Origin of the sequence: Agromyces fucosus (assembly GCF_004134865.1) — a bacterium.
GTDB lineage: Bacteria > Actinomycetota > Actinomycetes > Actinomycetales > Microbacteriaceae > Agromyces > Agromyces fucosus.
On the sequence record NZ_SDPO01000003.1, the window covers coordinates 39,655 to 56,400 of the forward strand.

At 70.5% G+C, this 16,746-nt stretch carries 19 protein-coding genes; 10 read left to right on the plus strand and 9 right to left on the minus strand.

The window, feature by feature from the left end:
- Nucleotides 1-33 precede the first annotated feature (33 nt).
- Together ESP57_RS11735 and ESP57_RS11740 are read right to left on the minus strand one after the other, a co-directional pair.
- Complete coding sequence (locus ESP57_RS11735; RefSeq protein WP_129231723.1) at nucleotides 34-1,740, minus strand: SulP family inorganic anion transporter; 1,707 nt, start codon at nucleotides 1,738-1,740, stop codon at nucleotides 34-36.
- The gene (locus ESP57_RS11740) at nucleotides 1,737-2,108 is read right to left on the minus strand and encodes an ArsR/SmtB family transcription factor (protein ID WP_115961459.1); all 372 of its coding nucleotides are present in this window, start codon (nucleotides 2,106-2,108) and stop codon (nucleotides 1,737-1,739) included. Before ESP57_RS11740 ends, ESP57_RS11735 begins: the two co-directional genes overlap by 4 nt.
- Before the next feature lie 92 nt (nucleotides 2,109-2,200).
- Between ESP57_RS11740 and ESP57_RS11745 the strand changes: the two genes are divergently transcribed.
- Complete coding sequence (locus tag ESP57_RS11745) at nucleotides 2,201-2,752, plus strand: EXPERA domain-containing protein (RefSeq protein ID WP_129231724.1); 552 nt, start codon at nucleotides 2,201-2,203, stop codon at nucleotides 2,750-2,752.
- A gap of 70 nt (nucleotides 2,753-2,822) precedes the next feature.
- Here the strand turns inward: ESP57_RS11745 and ESP57_RS11750 are convergent, their stop codons facing one another.
- Together ESP57_RS11750 and ESP57_RS11755 are read right to left on the minus strand one after the other, a co-directional pair.
- A complete protein-coding gene (locus ESP57_RS11750; RefSeq protein WP_165877457.1) occupies nucleotides 2,823-4,238 on the minus strand; it encodes an HNH endonuclease signature motif containing protein in 1,416 nt (471 codons plus the stop codon).
- A 66-nt stretch (nucleotides 4,239-4,304) separates the two neighbouring features.
- Nucleotides 4,305-5,771, minus strand: coding sequence for a glycosyltransferase (locus ESP57_RS11755; protein ID WP_129231726.1), 1,467 nt, complete (start codon nucleotides 5,769-5,771; stop codon nucleotides 4,305-4,307).
- Nucleotides 5,772-5,832: 61 nt separating this feature from the next.
- Here ESP57_RS11755 and ESP57_RS11760 point away from each other — a divergent pair, with 61 nt between their 5' ends.
- Nucleotides 5,833-6,489 (plus strand): TetR/AcrR family transcriptional regulator, encoded by a 657-nt coding sequence (locus tag ESP57_RS11760; protein ID WP_129231727.1) that lies wholly within the window; start codon nucleotides 5,833-5,835, stop codon nucleotides 6,487-6,489.
- Between the two features lie 30 nt (nucleotides 6,490-6,519).
- Here the strand turns inward: ESP57_RS11760 and ESP57_RS11765 are convergent, their stop codons facing one another.
- Together ESP57_RS11765 and ESP57_RS18445 are read right to left on the minus strand one after the other, a co-directional pair.
- Complete coding sequence (locus ESP57_RS11765) at nucleotides 6,520-7,122, minus strand: hypothetical protein (RefSeq protein ID WP_129231728.1); 603 nt, start codon at nucleotides 7,120-7,122, stop codon at nucleotides 6,520-6,522.
- Between the two features lie 200 nt (nucleotides 7,123-7,322).
- A complete protein-coding gene (locus ESP57_RS18445; RefSeq protein WP_165877458.1) occupies nucleotides 7,323-7,484 on the minus strand; it encodes a hypothetical protein in 162 nt (53 codons plus the stop codon).
- A gap of 46 nt (nucleotides 7,485-7,530) precedes the next feature.
- Between ESP57_RS18445 and ESP57_RS11770 the strand changes: the two genes are divergently transcribed.
- From ESP57_RS11770 to ESP57_RS11780, 3 genes are read left to right on the plus strand one after another with little or no spacing between them, the layout of a single operon-like run.
- The gene (locus ESP57_RS11770; protein WP_158556736.1) at nucleotides 7,531-7,884 is read left to right on the plus strand and encodes a PadR family transcriptional regulator; all 354 of its coding nucleotides are present in this window, start codon (nucleotides 7,531-7,533) and stop codon (nucleotides 7,882-7,884) included.
- On the plus strand, nucleotides 7,881-8,705 hold the full coding sequence (locus ESP57_RS11775) for a hypothetical protein (protein ID WP_129231730.1): 825 nt from the start codon (nucleotides 7,881-7,883) through the stop codon (nucleotides 8,703-8,705). The genes ESP57_RS11770 and ESP57_RS11775 overlap by 4 nt, the downstream gene beginning before the upstream one ends.
- The gene (locus ESP57_RS11780) at nucleotides 8,702-9,529 is read left to right on the plus strand and encodes a hypothetical protein (protein ID WP_129231731.1); all 828 of its coding nucleotides are present in this window, start codon (nucleotides 8,702-8,704) and stop codon (nucleotides 9,527-9,529) included. The genes ESP57_RS11775 and ESP57_RS11780 overlap by 4 nt, the downstream gene beginning before the upstream one ends.
- Before the next feature lie 45 nt (nucleotides 9,530-9,574).
- Here ESP57_RS11780 and ESP57_RS11785 read toward each other — a convergent pair whose 3' ends face one another.
- Nucleotides 9,575-9,961 (minus strand): phage holin family protein, encoded by a 387-nt coding sequence (locus tag ESP57_RS11785; protein WP_115961465.1) that lies wholly within the window; start codon nucleotides 9,959-9,961, stop codon nucleotides 9,575-9,577.
- 187 nt (nucleotides 9,962-10,148) lie between these two features.
- On the opposite strand from ESP57_RS11785, the gene ESP57_RS11790 reads away from it, so the two are divergent.
- The 3 genes from ESP57_RS11790 (at nucleotide 10,149) to ESP57_RS11800 (ending at nucleotide 13,225) form a co-directional block, all read left to right on the plus strand.
- Nucleotides 10,149-11,471, plus strand: coding sequence for an MFS transporter (locus tag ESP57_RS11790; protein ID WP_129231732.1), 1,323 nt, complete (start codon nucleotides 10,149-10,151; stop codon nucleotides 11,469-11,471).
- Nucleotides 11,472-11,603: 132 nt separating this feature from the next.
- Nucleotides 11,604-12,329, plus strand: a complete 726-nt coding sequence (locus ESP57_RS11795) for a hypothetical protein (RefSeq protein WP_129231733.1) — start codon at nucleotides 11,604-11,606, stop codon at nucleotides 12,327-12,329.
- Nucleotides 12,330-12,481: 152 nt separating this feature from the next.
- The gene (locus tag ESP57_RS11800; protein ID WP_129231734.1) at nucleotides 12,482-13,225 is read left to right on the plus strand and encodes a DUF4232 domain-containing protein; all 744 of its coding nucleotides are present in this window, start codon (nucleotides 12,482-12,484) and stop codon (nucleotides 13,223-13,225) included.
- A gap of 3 nt (nucleotides 13,226-13,228) precedes the next feature.
- Here the strand turns inward: ESP57_RS11800 and ESP57_RS11805 are convergent, their stop codons facing one another.
- A complete protein-coding gene (locus tag ESP57_RS11805; protein WP_129231735.1) occupies nucleotides 13,229-13,888 on the minus strand; it encodes an SDR family NAD(P)-dependent oxidoreductase in 660 nt (219 codons plus the stop codon).
- A 111-nt stretch (nucleotides 13,889-13,999) separates the two neighbouring features.
- Nucleotides 14,000-15,475, minus strand: coding sequence for a DUF6421 family protein (locus ESP57_RS11810; protein ID WP_129231736.1), 1,476 nt, complete (start codon nucleotides 15,473-15,475; stop codon nucleotides 14,000-14,002).
- A 356-nt stretch (nucleotides 15,476-15,831) separates the two neighbouring features.
- On the opposite strand from ESP57_RS11810, the gene ESP57_RS11815 reads away from it, so the two are divergent.
- Both ESP57_RS11815 and ESP57_RS11820 read left to right on the plus strand, forming a co-directional pair.
- Nucleotides 15,832-16,221 carry a hypothetical protein gene (locus ESP57_RS11815; RefSeq protein ID WP_129231737.1) on the plus strand — a complete coding sequence of 130 codons (390 nt, stop codon included), beginning with the start codon at nucleotides 15,832-15,834 and terminating at the stop codon, nucleotides 16,219-16,221.
- A 193-nt stretch (nucleotides 16,222-16,414) separates the two neighbouring features.
- Nucleotides 16,415-16,702 (plus strand): DUF4190 domain-containing protein, encoded by a 288-nt coding sequence (locus tag ESP57_RS11820; RefSeq protein ID WP_115960044.1) that lies wholly within the window; start codon nucleotides 16,415-16,417, stop codon nucleotides 16,700-16,702.
- Nucleotides 16,703-16,746: the final 44 nt, after the last annotated feature.

Below are 16,746 nucleotides of genomic sequence, written 5' to 3' on the forward strand. Positions count from 1 at the left end.
CGCTCGTCGACCGGAAATCGACAACGCAGCCGATCACGCGTGCGAGGTCTCCGCGCGCCGCACGTGACTCCGTGCATGCTCGACGGCTGGGCCGAGTTCGTCGAAGAGGTGGTTCCGGTGACGGAGCGAGGCGATCACGCCGACCCGCTCGGCGAGACGCAGGTGCCGCGTCTGGATGCCCTTCACAAGCACGGTGACGCCCCGTCGTTCGAGTGCCGTGATGAGCTCGGTGATGACCTGGGCGCCGGTGGCATCGAGCAGCTGCAGCTGCGACATCCGGATGATGACGACCTCGATGCCCTGGATGTCGCCGACGCGCTCGAGCATGCGCTCGGCGGCGCCGAAGAAGAGTGCCCCCTCGAGGCGGAACAGGGCGATGCGCTCGTCGCCCGGCTCGGCCGGACCGGGCAGCTCCTCGCGGTGGACGCCGCTCGAGCGTGCGAGCGCCCGGAGGGCGAAGAACGCGGCAGCGGCGATGCCGATGAGCACGGCGTAGACGAGGTCGAAGCTGACCGTGATGATCGCCGTGACGCCGAAGACGATGGCGTCGGCTCGCGTCGACCCGACGACGGTGCGCACCGTCGCGATCGAGATCATGCGGAACGCCGTGACCATCAGCACACCCGCGAGTGCCGCCAATGGGATCTCGGCGACGACCGCCGCACCGAACGAGACGACGAGCAGCAGCAGCGCCGCGTGGGTGATCGCCGCGAGCCGGGTGCGTCCGCCCGAGCGCACGTTCACCGCGGTGCGCGCGATCGCGCCGGTCGCGGGCATGCCGCCGAAGAAGCCCGCGGCGACCGACGCGAGGCCCTGGCCGACGAGTTCGCGGTCGGCGTCGTACGGGCCGGTGTCGGAGATCGAGGCGGCGACCCGTGCCGACAGCAGCGACTCGATCGCGGCGAGGGCTGCGACCGCGAAGGCCGGGCCGGCGAGGGTGGCGAGCATCGTCCAGTCGGCGTCCGGCAGTGCGGGCATGGGAAGGCCCGCCGGAAGCTCGCCGATGGTGTCGACGGGAAGGCCGAAGCCCGCGGCGATCAGACTGACCACGACGATCGCGACGATCGAGCCGGGGAAGCGATGATGGATGCGCGGTGCCACGAGCATGATCGCGGCCACCACGGCGACGATGCCGAGGCTCCATCCGAGCTCCGGCCACGCGGCAGTGGGGATCGCTTCGGCGGCGGCGACCGCGGCGTTGGGACTGGGACCGGGGGAGACCCCGAGTGCCGCGGGCACCTGCTGCAGGAAGATGATCACCGCGATGCCGAGCGTGAACCCCTCGATCACCGGCCATGGGATGTAGGTCACGGCCCGGCCGAGCCGCAGGGCGCCGGCGGCCAGCACGATGAGTCCCGCGAACAGGCAGACCACCGCGAGCACGCCCGCGCCGTGCGCGGCGATGATGGGGCCGAGCACGACGACCATCGCGCCGGTCGGTCCGGACACCTGCACGTTCGAGCCGCCGAAGACCGCGGCGACGAACCCGGCGACGATCGCCGTCACGAGCCCGCTCTCGGCGCCCGCGCCGGAACTCACGCCGAACGCGAGCGCGAGCGGCAGCGCGACGATGCCCACGGTCACGCCGGCGGCCAGGTCGCCGCGCCAGGTGCGGCGGAGGTCGCGGTAGTCGGATGCCGCGGGCGCGAGGCTGCGCAGGTGACGCGCGGCTCGTCGCCATCGGCCCGCAGCTGCGGTGCCGGCCGCGGCTGCGCGCGGGCCGGACGGCGGCGAGCTCATGGCGACACGCTCACCGGCGGGATCTCGGGCAGGCCTCCGTGCTCGAGGAGCTGGCTCTGGGTGGTCTCGAGGATCTCACCGAGCAGCGCACGGGCGACGCGCAGCAGGTCGGCGACCTGCGGGTACGCCAGCCGGTAATAGACGAGGCTGCCGCGCCGCTCGGCCACGACGAGCCGATTGCGACGGAGCACTGCGAGGTGCTGCGACAGGTGCGAGGCCTCGAGCGAGGTCGCCGCGATGAGTTCGGAGACGGATGCCTCGGGCGCGGCCGAGAGCACCTCGAGGATGCGGATGCGGATCGGATGAGCGAGGCCCTTGAAGAGACCGGCCTTCACCTCGTACAGCGGACGGTTCGGTTCCGAGAGCATGTGCATCTCCATGGGTTTACGAATTGATGAAATCATCATGTCATGAGAAGTGCACTGGGCTGACGCCGCGCTCGGCGCTACGCTCTCGATCCATGACCGCCGAACCGCTGCCCGTACCTGTGCCGGTGCCGGAGCCTGAGTCCACGCCCGTACCGAACCTGCCGCTGCGCGAGCGCCGGTTCGACTGGTTCTTCATCGTGGTCTTCTCGCTCTTCACGATCACGAGCCTGATCAGCGACATGCTGCCGACGCTCGGCGTCGACATCTCGTCGCCGTCGTCGAACTTCTTCGTGAACTCGAACTACTGGTACGCGAGCGACACCGACCCGCTCTTCATGGAGCCGCCGGTGTGGATGCGCATCGTCACCGGACTCTCGGCGTTCGTCTACATGCCGTTCTACATCGTGCTCGTGCTCTCGCTCATCCGCGGATGGAACTGGATCCAGCTGCCGAGCGTCATCTACGCGACGATGATCTCGACGATCACCGGCATCATCGTGTTCGGTGTCGAGTTCTTCGGCGAGCCCGAATGGCAGACGACGAACCCCGTGAAGTTCCTCGCGTTCAACCTGCCGTACGTGCTCATTCCGATCGTGCTGCTCGTGCGCATGCGGAAGCCCGAGCCGTTCACACGGAGGTTCTGAGCGCACCCTGATCGTTCGCGGGGCGGTTCTGAGTGCGCCCTGATCGTCGCGCGGTCAGGCGGTCAGGCGGTCAGGCGGTCTTGCGCTCAGGAGACGCGTGGTCGAGTTCGAGTCGATCGGCGAGTCGGGTGGGTGAGGTGGTCGAAGGGCGCCAGTGGCCGCCCGGGTCGAGCCAGGCGGGTGGTCGGATCTCGGGGACGCCGTGTTTCATGCGGATGCCCCACCCGGAGATGTCGATCGAGCGGTGGTGGAACCAACAGAGGAGCACGCCGTTGTCGGTGTGCGTCGCGCCGCCGTGAGCGTCAGGCACGACGTGATGGATCTCGCACCACGCGGCGGGCACGGTGCAGCCGGGGATGAGGCACCCGCCGTCGCGGAGAGTGATGGCGCGGCGTTGGTGCGGCGTGAAGCAGCGTTCGGGTGACCCGAGGCTGAGGATACGGCCGCCGTCGTCGAGGACGACGGCCTGGATGCCGCCGGTGCAGATCATGTGCCGGGCGGCGCGCAGCGAGATCGGCAGATCCACCCCGTCGGCGCGTGCGGCACCGTGCCCTGTGACGAGATCGGACGCTCGCACGCTTACGAGCACGGTCGGCGCTTGCCCGCCGATGGTCGGGTGTTCGCCGGAGCGTGCCGCGGTGTCGACGATCGCCGCGAGCACGTCGTGCCGTTGCTGCTCGGTGGTGCGAGTCTCGGCCTGCACTGCGAGGTCGGCCCGTTCGGCGTCGGTGAGGAAGCTGCCGCCGCTGCGGGGCGAGAGATGTGCGTCGAGGAGTCGCCGCAGTTTCGCTGCGACCTCGGGCAGGAGTTCGCCCGAGACCGGGATGAGCCCGTCGCGGGCCCGGCCGAGGCGGAAGCCCCGGCGTCGCATGGCGCGTTCGTCGTCGGGTTCTGGGCCGTCTTGGTCGAGGAAGATCGCCCATGCCCGCGCCTGCACCGCGAGTTCATCAGCACTGGCACGCACGGGTGCGGCGTCGCCCGTGCCGGTGGCCTGGTCGACGAGTTCACGCTCGGCGACGTCGAGCTGGGCGGGGTCGGCGACGGTGCGGGTGCGGCCGAGCTCCCGCACGATCGTGGCCGCCGCGTCGAGCCCGACCGAACCGGTGACGAGGGCGGCCGCCAGGTGCGGGTGCGGCGCGGGTACGGGTTGCCCGGCCAGCCCGGTGCCGGCCCGCGTCGCAGAGCCGACCAGTACCCGGCGGCGTGCTTCGCTGCCCGAGATCTGCGTCACCCGCTCCAGCAGTTCAGCCGCGGATCGGCACCCCTTGCGGGCCGACAGGCGCCCGGCGCCGAGTTCGACCCGTGACCGTTCCGCGACCTCGCCGGCGAAGGCGGCACGGTGTGCGTCGAGCAGCCGCCCGACGCTCTCGAGCGCGCCGACCGCGAGGAGCAGTTCGTCATCGCCCAGACCACGGGGCGCCTCGGAATCGAGCACGGCATGGAGCGCCGAGCGAACCTGCTCGAGCGCCTCGGCGATGCCTGCCATACCGACAACACTGCCATCACCCACCGACATTCCATCGCGCCCGAAACATCCGCTCACCAGTGTTTTCTACGCGACTTCTCCTCCACAGGCGGCGCCAAGTGGAAGTTCTCCACAGGAGCGGGAAAAGAGAAGGCGAGGAGGTGGGGGCAGGGCTGCGGCGGGTCGCTGGGCCTCGCTCACTGCAGCCTCCGCCACTGCAGCCTCCGCCACTGCAGCCTCCGCCACTGCAGCCTCCGTCACTGCAACCCCCATCCCGAGCACCTCCTCGATTGCACGGTCGAGCCCGGCGAGTCCGTCCGACGCGGCGATCTCCGCCCCGAGTCGCTCGCTCGCCTCACGGTAGCCGGGTTCACGCAGCACGCGAGCCACTGCCTCGCGCACCTGCGCCGCCGTGGGCCGATTGGTGCGCAGGTTCACGCCCGCGCCCGACCACTGCACGCGCGCCGAGACCTCGATCTTGTCTTCGGTCATGCCGGCGATGACGAGCGGCACCCCGTGCTCGAGCGCGTAGTGCACGCCGCCGTAGCCGCCGTTCGTCACGAGTACGTCGGTCAGCGGCAGCAGCCGGTCGTACGGCAGCAGTTCGGCCGCTCGCACATTGGCAGGCAGCGGATGCGGCAGGCTCGCGACATCCCGCCCGCCGGTGCTGACCACGACGAGAGCATCGGAGTCCGCGAGCCCGGCGATCGTCGGGCCGACGAGCTCGTCGAAGTCGGTGTTGGCGATCGTGCCCTGGGTGACGTGCACGACGGGCCGCGACCCGTCGAGCTCGTGCCACCAGCCGGGCAGCGGGTGATCGGAGGCGACCGTGCGCGAGACGGGTCCGACGAAGTGAACGGATGCCGCGAGCTCGCGCCGCGGGTACTCGAATCCGGGCACGGTGAACTGCACGACCGCGTCGGCGAGGGCGGCGGAGTTCAGGAAGAACTCCTCGAGTCGCTCGCCGGTGGATTCGAGCACGAAGTGCTCTGCCGTGCGCTGCACGCCGCCGAAGATGACGCGCTTCGCGACGAATCCGAGGGCGGCGTTTCGGATGCGACCGGCGACGCCGGGCTTCGGCATCACTCCGAGTCCGAACGGCGCGGTGTCGAGGCTGTCGAGGCCGAGCGGAAAGATGCCGAGGTTCACGGTCTTGGGCCTCGCGTACTCGGGGCGCGAGAGCAGGCCGAGCATGCCGAGGAAGAGGCCCTCGAAGAGCACGACGTCGGTGGATGCCGCGATCAGGGCGTCGTCGACTGCACGAAGCTGGCTCGCGGCCGGCGCCAGGAAGATCGTCGACATGTCGTAGCGGATGCCGTCGGGGCCGGTGCGGCCGACGCGGCCGGGGAAGGCCGCCGCGAGGTCGCGATCGTCGTAGTCGGCGTCTGCGGGCAGCGCCAGGAACTCGGCGCCGGTCTCGCGCACCGAGGAGCGGAAGCGCGCGCCGGTGAGGAACCGCACGCGGTGGCCCCCGATCACGAGGTGGCGGGCGACGGCGAGCAGCGGGGTCACATGGCCGATGACGGGCGTGCTGGCGATGAGGATGGACGACATGGGACTCCAATAGACTTGATGTGCCTTCCAGAGTATTCACTACCCCGATAGGATAGTCAATATGTCCACCCCGAGTTCTCCCTCGCGGAGCTATCGCTCGACCCTCCGTGCCGAGCAGGCTGCCGCGACGCGACGGCGCATCCTCGCTGCCGCGGGCGCGAGCTTCGCCTCGGCCGGGTACGCTGGCACTTCCCTTGCCGACATCGCCCGCGAAGCATCCGTCTCGGTCGAGACCGTGAAGCTCAACGGCCCGAAGCGCGAGCTGCTGCTCGCATCGTTCGAGCAGGCGTTCGCGGGCGACGAGGGTCACGAGGGAATCGCCGAGCGCGAGGTCGGCCGGCGCATCATGGAGGTCGGCGACCCCGACGAACTGCTCGCCGCCTGGGTGCGGTTCGTCGCCGAGGCGAACGCGCGCGCCGGGCGTCTCTGGCGCAGCCTCGTGAGCGCAGGGACATCCGACCCGCTCGTACGCGAGGCGCTCGATGCGCAGCAGGTGCGCCGCCACGCCGACTTCCGGGCTGCGATCGATCTGTTCGTCGAGCGGGGGATGCACCGAGGCGACGCCCCGAGCGACGCCGAGCGCGACCGGCTCGCCGACGTGCTCTCGTTCCTCGCCTCGCCTGAGGGGTACGAACAACTCGTGGACGGCGCAGGCTGGAGTCAGCCCGAGTTCGAGGCCTGGCTCGCCGGGGCGGTGCGAACGCTCGTGCTCGGCTGAGGCTCGGTCGGCACGCGGAAGATCGTCGCCTCAGATCCGGACGGGGAAGGTCAACAGGATCACGACCCCGGCGGCGGCGACGACGATCGCGAGGCCGAGCAGCACGCGCACGACCCAGGGCTGCAGTTCTCTCTGAGACATGGCGGTGAGGAAGAGCACGAGAGCGAACAGCACCGTCAGGATCGAGTAGTTGTCGCCCCGCTGGTTGTTCTCGAGCGCGTCCTGGAACCGGCTGTCGGCTCGCTCGCTGAGTTCGGCCGCCTTCGCCGTTCCCGGAGGGACATAGTCTTCGAGCGCGAATGGACCCCTTGCCTCGCGGTCGCCGGCGTTCCATGCGTCGAACGCCACCGCGAACTCCGGTGAGAAGCGCTGCTCGATGTAGCCGGCCAGCTGTGCGTCGCCCTGATCCGTCGCGAGCACCCACTGCACCCAGATCGCCTGATCATTGGCTCGCGCATCGCGCGCCTGGCTCGCGAAATCGGTCGACTGCACCCGCGCGCTCGACGCCTCGCTGAATGCGATCGACATCTCGCCGCCCCATTTCGACGACTGGAACCCGCACCATGCGGTGAGCACGGCGACGGTCGACAGCACGAAGACGGCGATCGCGTCGACCACGCGTTTGCGGATCACCCCCCCCGCCGGAGCCTCGACTCGTCGGATGCCGTGGGCGAGTCGTCGACGGAAGGGGATTGCGCGGTCTCGGTCACGGCACGATTCTGCCCCAACGCTCATCGGATCCCCGGCCGCAGCGCCGAGGTTCGCGGCGCTGGAACCGGCGGGTCGACGGACGCCCTCGGCGCGATGTGCGCGTCGGCATCCACCCGGTCCGCTCAGCAGAGCGGCTCCGCTTCGAGGTCGCGCACGTGATAGAACTCCTGATCCCACAGGGCGTAGATGAGCCACGTCGGCAGGATGTACGACTCCTGCATGTAGTTCGCCTGCGACGAGTGAATGGTCCAGCCCTCGTGCTTCTTCGCCACCTCGGCGCTCATCAGGTGCGCCCTTGCCCCAGGGAAGATATCTTCCTATTGTTTCCACATGGCGCGCAGACGTGAAGGACGGCTCTTCGACCTCGAGGTGGACATCCTCGCGGCCGGCATGGAGCTGCAGGGTGACGACGGCGAGTTCTACGGCTTCGCGCTCGCGAAGCGCATCGCCGAGCGAGCGGATGCCGCGGCGCTCACCGCGCACGGAACGCTCTACAAGGCGCTCGCCCGCCTCAGCGAGCGGGGGTTGCTCGAATCCGTCTGGGAGGACGCGGAGATCGGTGCCGCCGAAGGGCGCCCGCGTCGCCGCCTCTACCGGGTCACGGGGGCGGGCGAAGTCGCCTATCGCACCGAACTCGATGCGCGACGGGCCGTCGCCGCGCCGGCGAAAGCGGCGTTCGCGTGAGCGCCGAGCGCGTCGGCGTGGCGTTCGAGGAGGACGACCCCGCGGCATCCGCTCATCGCATCGACGGCGCCGCAGCTCGCATCCAGAGCACCGCTCACCGCACCGGTCACCGCGCAGACCGCGCCGTGCTCGCATGGGGCCGCTGGTACACGCGCGACCTGCCGGCGGAGGTCGCAGCCGACCGCATCGCAGAACTCGAGTCCGACGTCTTCGAGGAGCGCGCGGCAGCGGGCGATGCGGCAGGGGCCGGCCGCTCGATCGTCGGCCGTGCGATCCGCGGCGTCCCCGCCGACCTCGCGTGGCGGGTCGCCCGGCTGCGCGGCCTCTCGCTCACGGCCCCCAGGGGCACCTTCCCGCTCGCGCTGCCCGCACTCGCGCACGTCGCCACGGCGATGCTGCTCGCGTGGGGCGTGCTCATCGTCGTGCGGGTCGGCGCGGGGATGCTCGACGGCTCGTGGGCGGGCGCCAGGGACCTCGTCGCCGCGGGCGTCGTCGGCCTCGGCCTCGCGCTCATCGGCTCGGCGTTGTCGCTCGTGCCCGAGGCGCGATGGCTCGGCTCCCTCTGGCTCGCCGTCGCGAGCTACGTGCTGATCCGGTTCGGCATGTACGCCCTCATCGCCACGAGCACCACGCTCAGCGCGTTCTACACCTCGGCGCTCGCCGAGGCGATCCTCATCAATCGCGTCATGTCCGCCGCCGGCGTGCTCTTCTTCGTCTCGATGGCGGCCTGGTGGCTGCCCTCGGCGAAGCGCCTGTGGGTGGCGCGACCCGCTCGGGTGCATGGCTCGGCCCCGCTCGACCCGGAAGGAACCACCGCATGAACGTGCAACGCATCGCCGCGATCGCAGCCATCGCCGGCGCGGTGCTCGGCGGCGCCTCCGTCGTCGCCCTCGGCGCCGCCGCCTACAGCGCCGCCCAACCGCAGGCCCGTGCCGAGGCCGTCTCCTCGTCGACGGACGACAGCTCGGAATCGCGTCGCGAGCAGAGCCCACCGGCGGCCCCGGCTGCGGCCGGGCAGGGCACGCAGCTCGCGGCGGCATCCGGCACCGACACGAACGCCGCCGACTACAACCCCTATCTCGACCCGCTGAGCGACCAGTACGTGACGCCCGAGGCGCGCTCGGAGTGGCTCGGCAAGCAGGTCGTCATCCGCGAGTGCATGGCCGATGCGGGCTTCGACTTCCTCGAATGGCAATGGTGGATCGGCGGCAGCCCGCAGCCGACCGGACTCGACTTCGAGACCTCGGTGCTCTGGACGCAGGCCCTCTACGGACCAGACACCAACCACCCCGGCGGCGGCTGCGCCGAGGAGGGCGACCAGGCCGAGGCCGAGGCCCGCGCCGCCGGCACGCCGCTCGGTGCGGCGGAGACGCCGGTCGACCCGGCAGCACCGACCGAGCGCGAGGTCTGGCTCGAGTTCCAGCAGCTCGTGCGCGACTGCATGGCCGATGCCGGGCACGAGTACCTCTACTGGGAGTGGTGGAACGGGAGCCAGGCCCAACCGCTCGACCTCACCGAGTCCGAGCGGGCCGAGTGGTCGCTCGCGCTCAACGGCAACGCCGGTGGCGGCGCGGCCTACCGCTGGGAGGACGCGGGTTGCTGGGGCCGAGCCGTGCACGAGTCGGGTAACGACAACATGCACTGAGCTTCAGCGACGACGGCCGGGTTCGAGCTCAGCGGATGCCGCGGCTCACGCCTTGGCGCCCTTCACCTTCTCCTTCAGGAAGATGAGGGGGAGCAGCCACGTGCCGAGTGCGGTGATGATCCAGATCGTGAGGGTCGCGAGCACCCAGGTCACCCAGCCGTCGATCGTGATGCCGCCCGGGAAGAGCGACGCGATGAGCAGGGCCACGAACGTCGAGACGAGCCCGATGCCGCCGAGGATCGCCGAGGCGTGCTGCCGCGCGACGTTGAAGATGAACGGGCCGAGCACCGCCTGCGCGATCGTGAAGACGACGACCGCGATGAGGAACCCGCCCCACTCGACGTGGAAGTCCGGAAGGATCCACGACGCGACGAGCAGGCCCAGGGCGACGGTCACGAGCGAGATCAGCGTGCGGATGAGGAAGCGGATCATGCCGCGAGCGTAGCGGGGCGACGGATGCCGCGCCGAGCAGCGCGCCGCGGCGCGGCAGACGCCGTTGCGAGGCATCCGCTCGGGTGGGCGCGCTCGGCAGCGGGGCATCCGCTGGTCGCCACCGCCCGCTCCCGGTGCCGCGCCTCGACCGTGGCGGTACGCGCCCGAAGCGTGCAAGATGTGTCGCATGGCCGAACGCGCGACGCGCGAGGAGACGGCACCGAACCCGGCGGCGCGCCGGGTGCAGGCGGCGTACTTCACGCTGCTCATCGGGAACACGCTCGCCGCCTCGTTCATCTGGGGCGTCAACACGCTCTTCCTGCTCGATGCGGGCCTCACGAACTTCGAGGCGTTCGCCGCGAACGCCTTCTTCTCGGTCGGCATGGTGATCTTCGAGGTGCCGACGGGCGTCGTCGCCGACACCCTGGGCCGGCGGGTCTCGTACCTGCTCGGCACCGTCACGCTCGCGGTGACGACCGTGCTGTACTACCTGCTCTGGGTGGCCCACTCGCCGTTCTGGATGTGGGCGATCGTCTCGGTGCTGCTCGGTCTCGGCTTCACCTTCTTCTCGGGCGCCGTCGAGGCGTGGCTCGTCGACGCGCTCACGGCGACCGGGTACACGGGCGGACTCGAGAAAGTCTTCGGGCGGGGTCTCGCGTTCGCCGGCGCGGCGATGTTCATCGGCTCGATCGCGGGCGGCGTGGTCGCGCAGGCCACGAACCTCGGCGTGCCGTTCCTCATACGTGCAGGCATCCTCGTCGTCATGTTCGTCGTCGCGGCGATCGTGATGCACGACCTCGGGTTCACGCCCGCGGGCCGGGCCCACCCGATCCGGGCGACGAAGGAGGTCTTCAACGCCTCCGTGAAGTACGGGCTCGGGCGGCGACCGGTGCGCTATGTCATGTTCGCGTCGTTCTTCACGACGGGCGTCGGCTTCTACGTCTTCTACGCGCTGCAGCCGTACCTCGTCGAGCTCTGGGGCGACACCGGCGCCTACTCGATCGCGGGCCTCGCCGCCGCGATCCTCTCGGGCTCGCAGGTGATCGGCGGCCTCGTGGCGCCGTGGGTGCGCCGCCGGTTCCGCAAGCGCACGACGACCATCATCCTGAGCCTCGTGGTCTCGAGCCTCGTGCTGCTCGCCCTCGGCGTGAACCGGAACTTCTGGATCGCGCTCGTGCTGCTCACGGTGTGGGGACTCGTCGACGCGGCCGCCGGACCCGTGCAGCAGGCGTACCTCAACGACATGATCCCGTCGCAGCAGCGCGCCACCGTGCTCTCGTTCGACTCGCTGCTCGGCAGCACCGGCGGCGCCGTGATCCAGCCAGTGCTCGGCCGCTCGGCCGACCTGTGGGGCTACCCCGGCTCGCTGCTCGTCAGCGGCGGCATCCAGGCGCTCGCGATCCCGTTCCTCTGGCTGAGCCGCAGGCAAGGTGCGCCGGCCGATGTCGCGACCGGGGAGTCGCACGACGGCGCCGACGAGATCCCGGAAGCGGGGCCGCCGGTCGCGTGAGCCGCGCCGACGCGAGCTACGCGGGGTTCGCGGGTTCGTCGCCGGGTTCGTCCCCCGTTCGGGGGGCGTGTACCATGGCTCGGACACCCGAGCGGCCGAGTGGTCGTTCCCGATCGCCGCGGGAGGTGCCCGATGCGCAGAACCGTGATCTTCAGTGCCCTCGCCGCGGCACTCTTCGTCGGATCGATCTTCGTCGGCGTCGCCGCCGCCACGACCGGTGCACCGGTGCTCTACGACGCGCGCTCGCCGCAGCCCGTCGCGACGGGCTCCGAAGACTTCGACATCGACGCGGGTGGCGTGCGCGGCGGCGATCAGCACGTTCCCGTCGATGGTGCCGACGCCGACGACGATCCGTTGCCGAGCCCGACCTCGCCGCCGACCGCGACCCCGGGCCCGTCGCCGACGCCGTCGCCGAAGCCGGCTCCGACGAATCCGCCGGTGGCGGACCCGATGTCCACGCCTGAAGAGCAGCAGGCCTGGCTCGGCTTCCAGCAGCTCGTGCGCGAGTGCATGGTCGACGCCGGCCACGAGTACCGCGAGTGGGAGTGGTGGACCACCGAGCCGCGCGACCCCACGTCGACGGCGCCGGCGATGCCCGACGGGCTCGGCGACGAGGGTGAGGCCGCCTGGAGACTGGCGCTCGAAGGCGACGGCGGCGAGAACGACGGATGCCTCGGGGAGGCCGTCCGAGAGGATCAGGCGAACCCGGTCGTGCCGCCCGCGGCAGCACCGTCCCCTCCGCCGGCACCCGAGTCGGCGGCACCTGAGGGGCCGGCGCTCGAGTCGGCTGCGCCCGAGGCGCCGGCACCCGAGTCGGCTGCGCCCGACGTCACGCCTGCGCCCGCGCCGACCGACTGATCGGCACCCGCCGTCGGCCGATCGAGTGAAGCCGGCTGGGACGATGGTCTCGTGGATCCGTCTCCGCTTCAGGGTTCTCCCTGTTCCATGCAGGTGTCGTCGGTCGGTAGCGTGTGCCGAGCCGCGCACCCGCGCGGGAGGGCGGAGGCATCATGCGGCAGACGGGGATCCTCGCGACGGCGATGGTCGGCGTGTTCCTCTGCGGAGCGCTCGCGGCGTGCACCGTATCCGACCCCCGACCGATGACCGAGACTGCCGCGACAGCGGTGGCGACCGCTGCGGCGCAGACGCCGCGGGCGACGACGACGCCCGGCGCCTCGGACGTCTCCGCTGCGACGCGTGTTCGGGACGCCGTCGCGTCACGCGCCGATGACACCGACATCACGCTCGAAGTCGGTCAGATCATCGAGGCCCCGGTCCCGGCCCCGTCGCACCAGCTTGTGCCGGCACCCGTGCCGGCACAAGAGGCAGTTGCCATGCCGACGCACTGCATCGACGAGCAGCTCACCCTCGCCTACCGGGCGCGTCCGCAGGACTCGGGCGCCGGCAGTTTCATGGGCGACCTCGTCTTCACGAACATCTCGGCGGCCGACTGCTCCTTCGACGGGTGGCCGGGGCTCATCGCGCTGAGCGCCGACGGCGTGCGGCTCGGCGCACCCGCGCGAGCGTCCGGAGGTACGTCGTCCCTGGTCGTGCTCACGGCGAATGGCGGGGTGGCCGTCTCCGAACTGCACGGCGGGCAGCCAGGCCCGTACGGCTGCCCTGCGACGACCTCGACGATGCTGCGCGCCTACATCACGTCCGACGGCGCCGGGCCGGGCGTCGCGGTGGTGCAGTCGATCCCGGTCTGCGCCGACGGGACGTCCACACTCCGCATCGGTCCGCTCGGCGGCTGACGCTCAGGCTTCGGCCGACAGCGTCTCGACGCGCCCGTTCAGCTCCGCGGCATCCGCACCCCAGAGCTCGACGACCGATTCCGCGAGCCGGTCTTCGAGGCCCGCGAGCGACTGCACGCGGAAAGTGACGGCCGCACCCGTGTCGCCCGCCTTGCCGAAGCCCTGCGCGAGGGAACGCATCCACGACTCGCTCGCCGCCTTGATCGCGGTGTAGTTCGCACCGCCCGCGGTGGGCCGCTCGACCGTGGTCGACGAGACCATCGCGATGCGCCCCGCGGGGGAGGCGACGAGGTCGTCCCAGAACGCGCGGCTGATGTACCGGAGCGCCGTGAAGGAACGCTCGAGCGCCCGGTAGTCCTCTTCCGTCTGGCCGGCGATGCCACCGCCGCCGCGCCAGCCGCCGACGAGGTGCACCACCCCATCGACGTCGCCGACACGGGCGTGCACGCGCATGGCGAGTTCGAGCACGTCGTCACCGTCGGTGAGGTCGGCGCGTTCGCCGATGACGCCGGGCAGCTCGGCCTCGAGGGCGGCGAGACGGCCGGCGTCGCTGCCGACGGCGACCACGCGGGCGCCGGCGTCGAGCAGGGCACGGGCGACCGCCGTGCCGGAAGCGCTCGTGGCTCCCGCGATCAGCACGGTGCGATTCGTGAGATCGGTCATGTGGTGCTCCTCTGCGAGTTCCGCCGGTCGAGTAGCGAAGCGTATCGAGACCACGTTACGAGGTCTCGATACGCTCCTTCGTCGCTCCTCGACCGGCGGGCGATCAGGCGATCAGGCGTCGGCTGCCGTGATGCCGACGGTCGACTCGATGACGGGCTTCATCTTCTTGTCGAGCGCCTCGTAGAACATCGAGAGCGGGAACTCGTCGTCCATCACGAGGTCGGTGTAGCCCTTGGGCGGGCCGGCGAGCACCTCGCGGGGCAGGCCCTCGGCCCACACCGACGCCGGGTTCGGCGTCACGACGTTCGTGACGAGCTCGTAGGCGGCGAGCCAGTGCACCGTCTTCGGGCGGTCGATCGACTTCCAGTAGAGCTCGTCGATCGCGTCGCCGAGTTCGACGACGGCGTCGGGCACCGCGTCCCAGTCGAAGCTCAGCGACACATCCGTCCAGTCGAGCACGTGCTTCTGGCGTAGCCACGCGAACAGCAGCTGGCCGCCGAGCCCGTCGTAGTTGCGCACGCGCGAACCCGTGATCGCGAAGCGGAAGATGCGGTCGAAGATCACCGCGTACTGCACGAGCTTGCCGGTCGAGCGCATCTGCTCCTCGACCTCGGTGAGCTCCTCGCCGGCGGCGAGCCGGGCGTTGAGCGCGCGCTCGATCTTCACCGACTCGCGGAACGCGGTGAGGTCGCACCGCAGTTCCTCGAGCGAGTAGAGGAAGAACGGCATGCGCTGCTTGATCATGAACGGGTCGAACGGCAGGTCGCCGCGCATGTGCGTGCGGTCGTGGATGATGTCCCACATCACGAACGTGCGCTCGGTGAGCTCCTGGTCGTCGAGCAGCGCCGCGGCATCGGCCGGCAGCTCGAGCTTCGTGATGTCGGATGCCGCGCGCACGACCCTGCGGTAGCGCGCCGCTTCGCGGTCCTGGAAGATCGCGCCCCACGTGAACGTCGGGATCTCGCGCATCGCGACCGTCTCGGGGAAGAGCACGGCCGAGTTCGTGTCGTACCCGGGCGTGAAGTCGACGAGGCGCAGGCTCACGAAGAGCTTGTTGCCGTAGTCGCCGGCTTCGAGCTCCGCGATGAACTCGGGCCAGATCGTCTCGACGACGAGCGCCTCGACGTGCCGGTCGGACGAACCGTTCTGCGTGTACATGGGGAAGACCACGAGGTGGCGGATGCCGTCGATGCGGTGCCGCTGCGGCTGGAACGCCACGAGGGAGTCGAGGAAGTCGGGCACGCCGAAGCCCTCGGCCTGCCAGCGGCGGAAGTCGACGACGGATGCCGCGAGGTACTCGGCCTCGTGCGGGAACCGCGGCGCGAGCGCCTCGATCGACTCGACGATCGCGTCGACGAGGGTCGATGCCTGTTCCCTGCTCCCTGAGCCCGTCGAAGGGTCGGATGCCTGGGGCACCGAGCCGTCCTTCACCTGCAGCGAGTGGAGGGCGGTCGCCGACTCCTTGAGCCGCAGCCACGCGGCATCCGTCTCGACGCCCTCGGCGAGCGCGAGGTCGGCGGCGGTCACGGCGTCCTCGAGAACCTCGGGTTCGCCGATGATGGCGTCGATCATGGTGTTGCTCGACATGTGAACCTCCGATCCTCGATGAGGGTGCGTGTGCGTCTGGGATGCGCGCGGCGCGAATCGCCGTGCTCTTCAAGGCTACGAGCCGAGGCTCTGCGATTGGTTGTGCCCCGACGCGGGATTCTTGCGTGGGCGCAAATTATCGCGACGGAGATCGCCATTGCGCGCAGGGGTGTCGGATGACCCCTCGGGAGGGCCCTTCGGGGTTGGAGCGGGTGCTGCCACTGAGCGCCGCCGGTGCGGGCACGTGGCCGGAGGGCGCCGGATTCGACCGCGAGTCCGGTGCGGGTCCGGATGGCGCCGGGCAGCCGCCTCCCTAACGTGAGGGTTATTCAGTTACGAGTGGAAGGAACCAGATCATGAACACCACGAAGACGGGAACCGTCGCCATCGGAGCCGTCGCCCTCCTCGTCGCACTCACCGCATGCGCCGGCGTGCGCGGCACCGAACTCGAGCCCGGGAGCCGGCCGCAGTCGCAGCACGAGCTCCAGCAGTCGGCTCGCCAGGAGTCCGACGCGATGCGTGCCGAGCTCCATTCCCACGACGCCGTGGCATCCGTGCAGTCGGTCGCGACCCTCGAGGGGATCCGCACCGCGAAGCAGTCGGAGGCTCGAGCCGATGTCGGCCCGTCGCCGGCAGGGGCCCAAGGGGATCGCCTCGCGAAGTACGCCGCCGCGATGAGCGCGAGCGACGCTCAGCGCCGGCACCTCGAGCTCGAGCACGGCGCATCATCGGAGCGCCTCCGTTGAGGCGCGCGAACCCATCGGGCCCCGGTCGGACGCCGGGGCCCGATGTGTGCGCCCTGCCGAGTCGCCGCCGAGCGCTGTCACGGCGCGTCGCATGTCGCAACACGGGCAGCGCACACCATTGACATGGGTTCGCTGTCGCTGTCAAGATGCGGTTCGGCAAATCGTCGATTTCTACAGCAAGGAAACCTCACTCATGACCACTCCCGCTCCCGCCCCCGTGCCTGCACCGTCGGCGCCCGCCGAGAAGTGGAACGTCCTGTCGATCGTGGGCTTCGTGCTCTCGATCCTCGGGTTCAACATCGTGGCGATCGTGCTCGGCTTCATCGCCCTGAGCCAGGTGAAGAAGTCCGGTGAGCGCGGTCGCGGCCTCGCGATCGCCGCGATCATCATCGGCTTCGTCTACATCGTCATCGGGATCATCCTGACGATCGTGTTCATCGGGCTCGTCGCCGCGAACCCGAGCATCTCGACGACCTACTGAGTCGTCTCCCAGAAGTCCCCGCCCGGCGATGCCGGGCGGGGACT

Excerpts from the sequence above, each read along its gene's own strand:
- ESP57_RS11735 (WP_129231723.1), bottom strand. The coding sequence starts at position 1,740 with ATGAGCTCGCCGCCGTCCGGCCCGCGCGCAGCCGCGGCCGGCACCGCA.
- ESP57_RS11740 (WP_115961459.1), bottom strand. The coding sequence starts at position 2,108 with ATGCTCTCGGAACCGAACCGTCCGCTGTACGAGGTGAAGGCCGGTCTC.
- ESP57_RS11745 (WP_129231724.1), top strand. The coding sequence starts at position 2,201 with ATGACCGCCGAACCGCTGCCCGTACCTGTGCCGGTGCCGGAGCCTGAG.
- ESP57_RS11750 (WP_165877457.1), bottom strand. The coding sequence starts at position 4,238 with ATGGCAGGCATCGCCGAGGCGCTCGAGCAGGTTCGCTCGGCGCTCCAT.
- ESP57_RS11755 (WP_129231726.1), bottom strand. The coding sequence starts at position 5,771 with ATGTCGTCCATCCTCATCGCCAGCACGCCCGTCATCGGCCATGTGACC.
- ESP57_RS11760 (WP_129231727.1), top strand. The coding sequence starts at position 5,833 with ATGTCCACCCCGAGTTCTCCCTCGCGGAGCTATCGCTCGACCCTCCGT.
- ESP57_RS18445 (WP_165877458.1), bottom strand. The coding sequence starts at position 7,484 with ATGAGCGCCGAGGTGGCGAAGAAGCACGAGGGCTGGACCATTCACTCG.
- ESP57_RS11770 (WP_158556736.1), top strand. The coding sequence starts at position 7,531 with ATGGCGCGCAGACGTGAAGGACGGCTCTTCGACCTCGAGGTGGACATC.
- ESP57_RS11780 (WP_129231731.1), top strand. The coding sequence starts at position 8,702 with ATGAACGTGCAACGCATCGCCGCGATCGCAGCCATCGCCGGCGCGGTG.
- ESP57_RS11785 (WP_115961465.1), bottom strand. The coding sequence starts at position 9,961 with ATGATCCGCTTCCTCATCCGCACGCTGATCTCGCTCGTGACCGTCGCC.
- ESP57_RS11790 (WP_129231732.1), top strand. The coding sequence starts at position 10,149 with ATGGCCGAACGCGCGACGCGCGAGGAGACGGCACCGAACCCGGCGGCG.
- ESP57_RS11795 (WP_129231733.1), top strand. The coding sequence starts at position 11,604 with ATGCGCAGAACCGTGATCTTCAGTGCCCTCGCCGCGGCACTCTTCGTC.
- ESP57_RS11800 (WP_129231734.1), top strand. The coding sequence starts at position 12,482 with ATGCGGCAGACGGGGATCCTCGCGACGGCGATGGTCGGCGTGTTCCTC.
- ESP57_RS11805 (WP_129231735.1), bottom strand. The coding sequence starts at position 13,888 with ATGACCGATCTCACGAATCGCACCGTGCTGATCGCGGGAGCCACGAGC.
- ESP57_RS11810 (WP_129231736.1), bottom strand. The coding sequence starts at position 15,475 with ATGTCGAGCAACACCATGATCGACGCCATCATCGGCGAACCCGAGGTT.
- ESP57_RS11815 (WP_129231737.1), top strand. The coding sequence starts at position 15,832 with ATGAACACCACGAAGACGGGAACCGTCGCCATCGGAGCCGTCGCCCTC.
- ESP57_RS11820 (WP_115960044.1), top strand. The coding sequence starts at position 16,415 with ATGACCACTCCCGCTCCCGCCCCCGTGCCTGCACCGTCGGCGCCCGCC.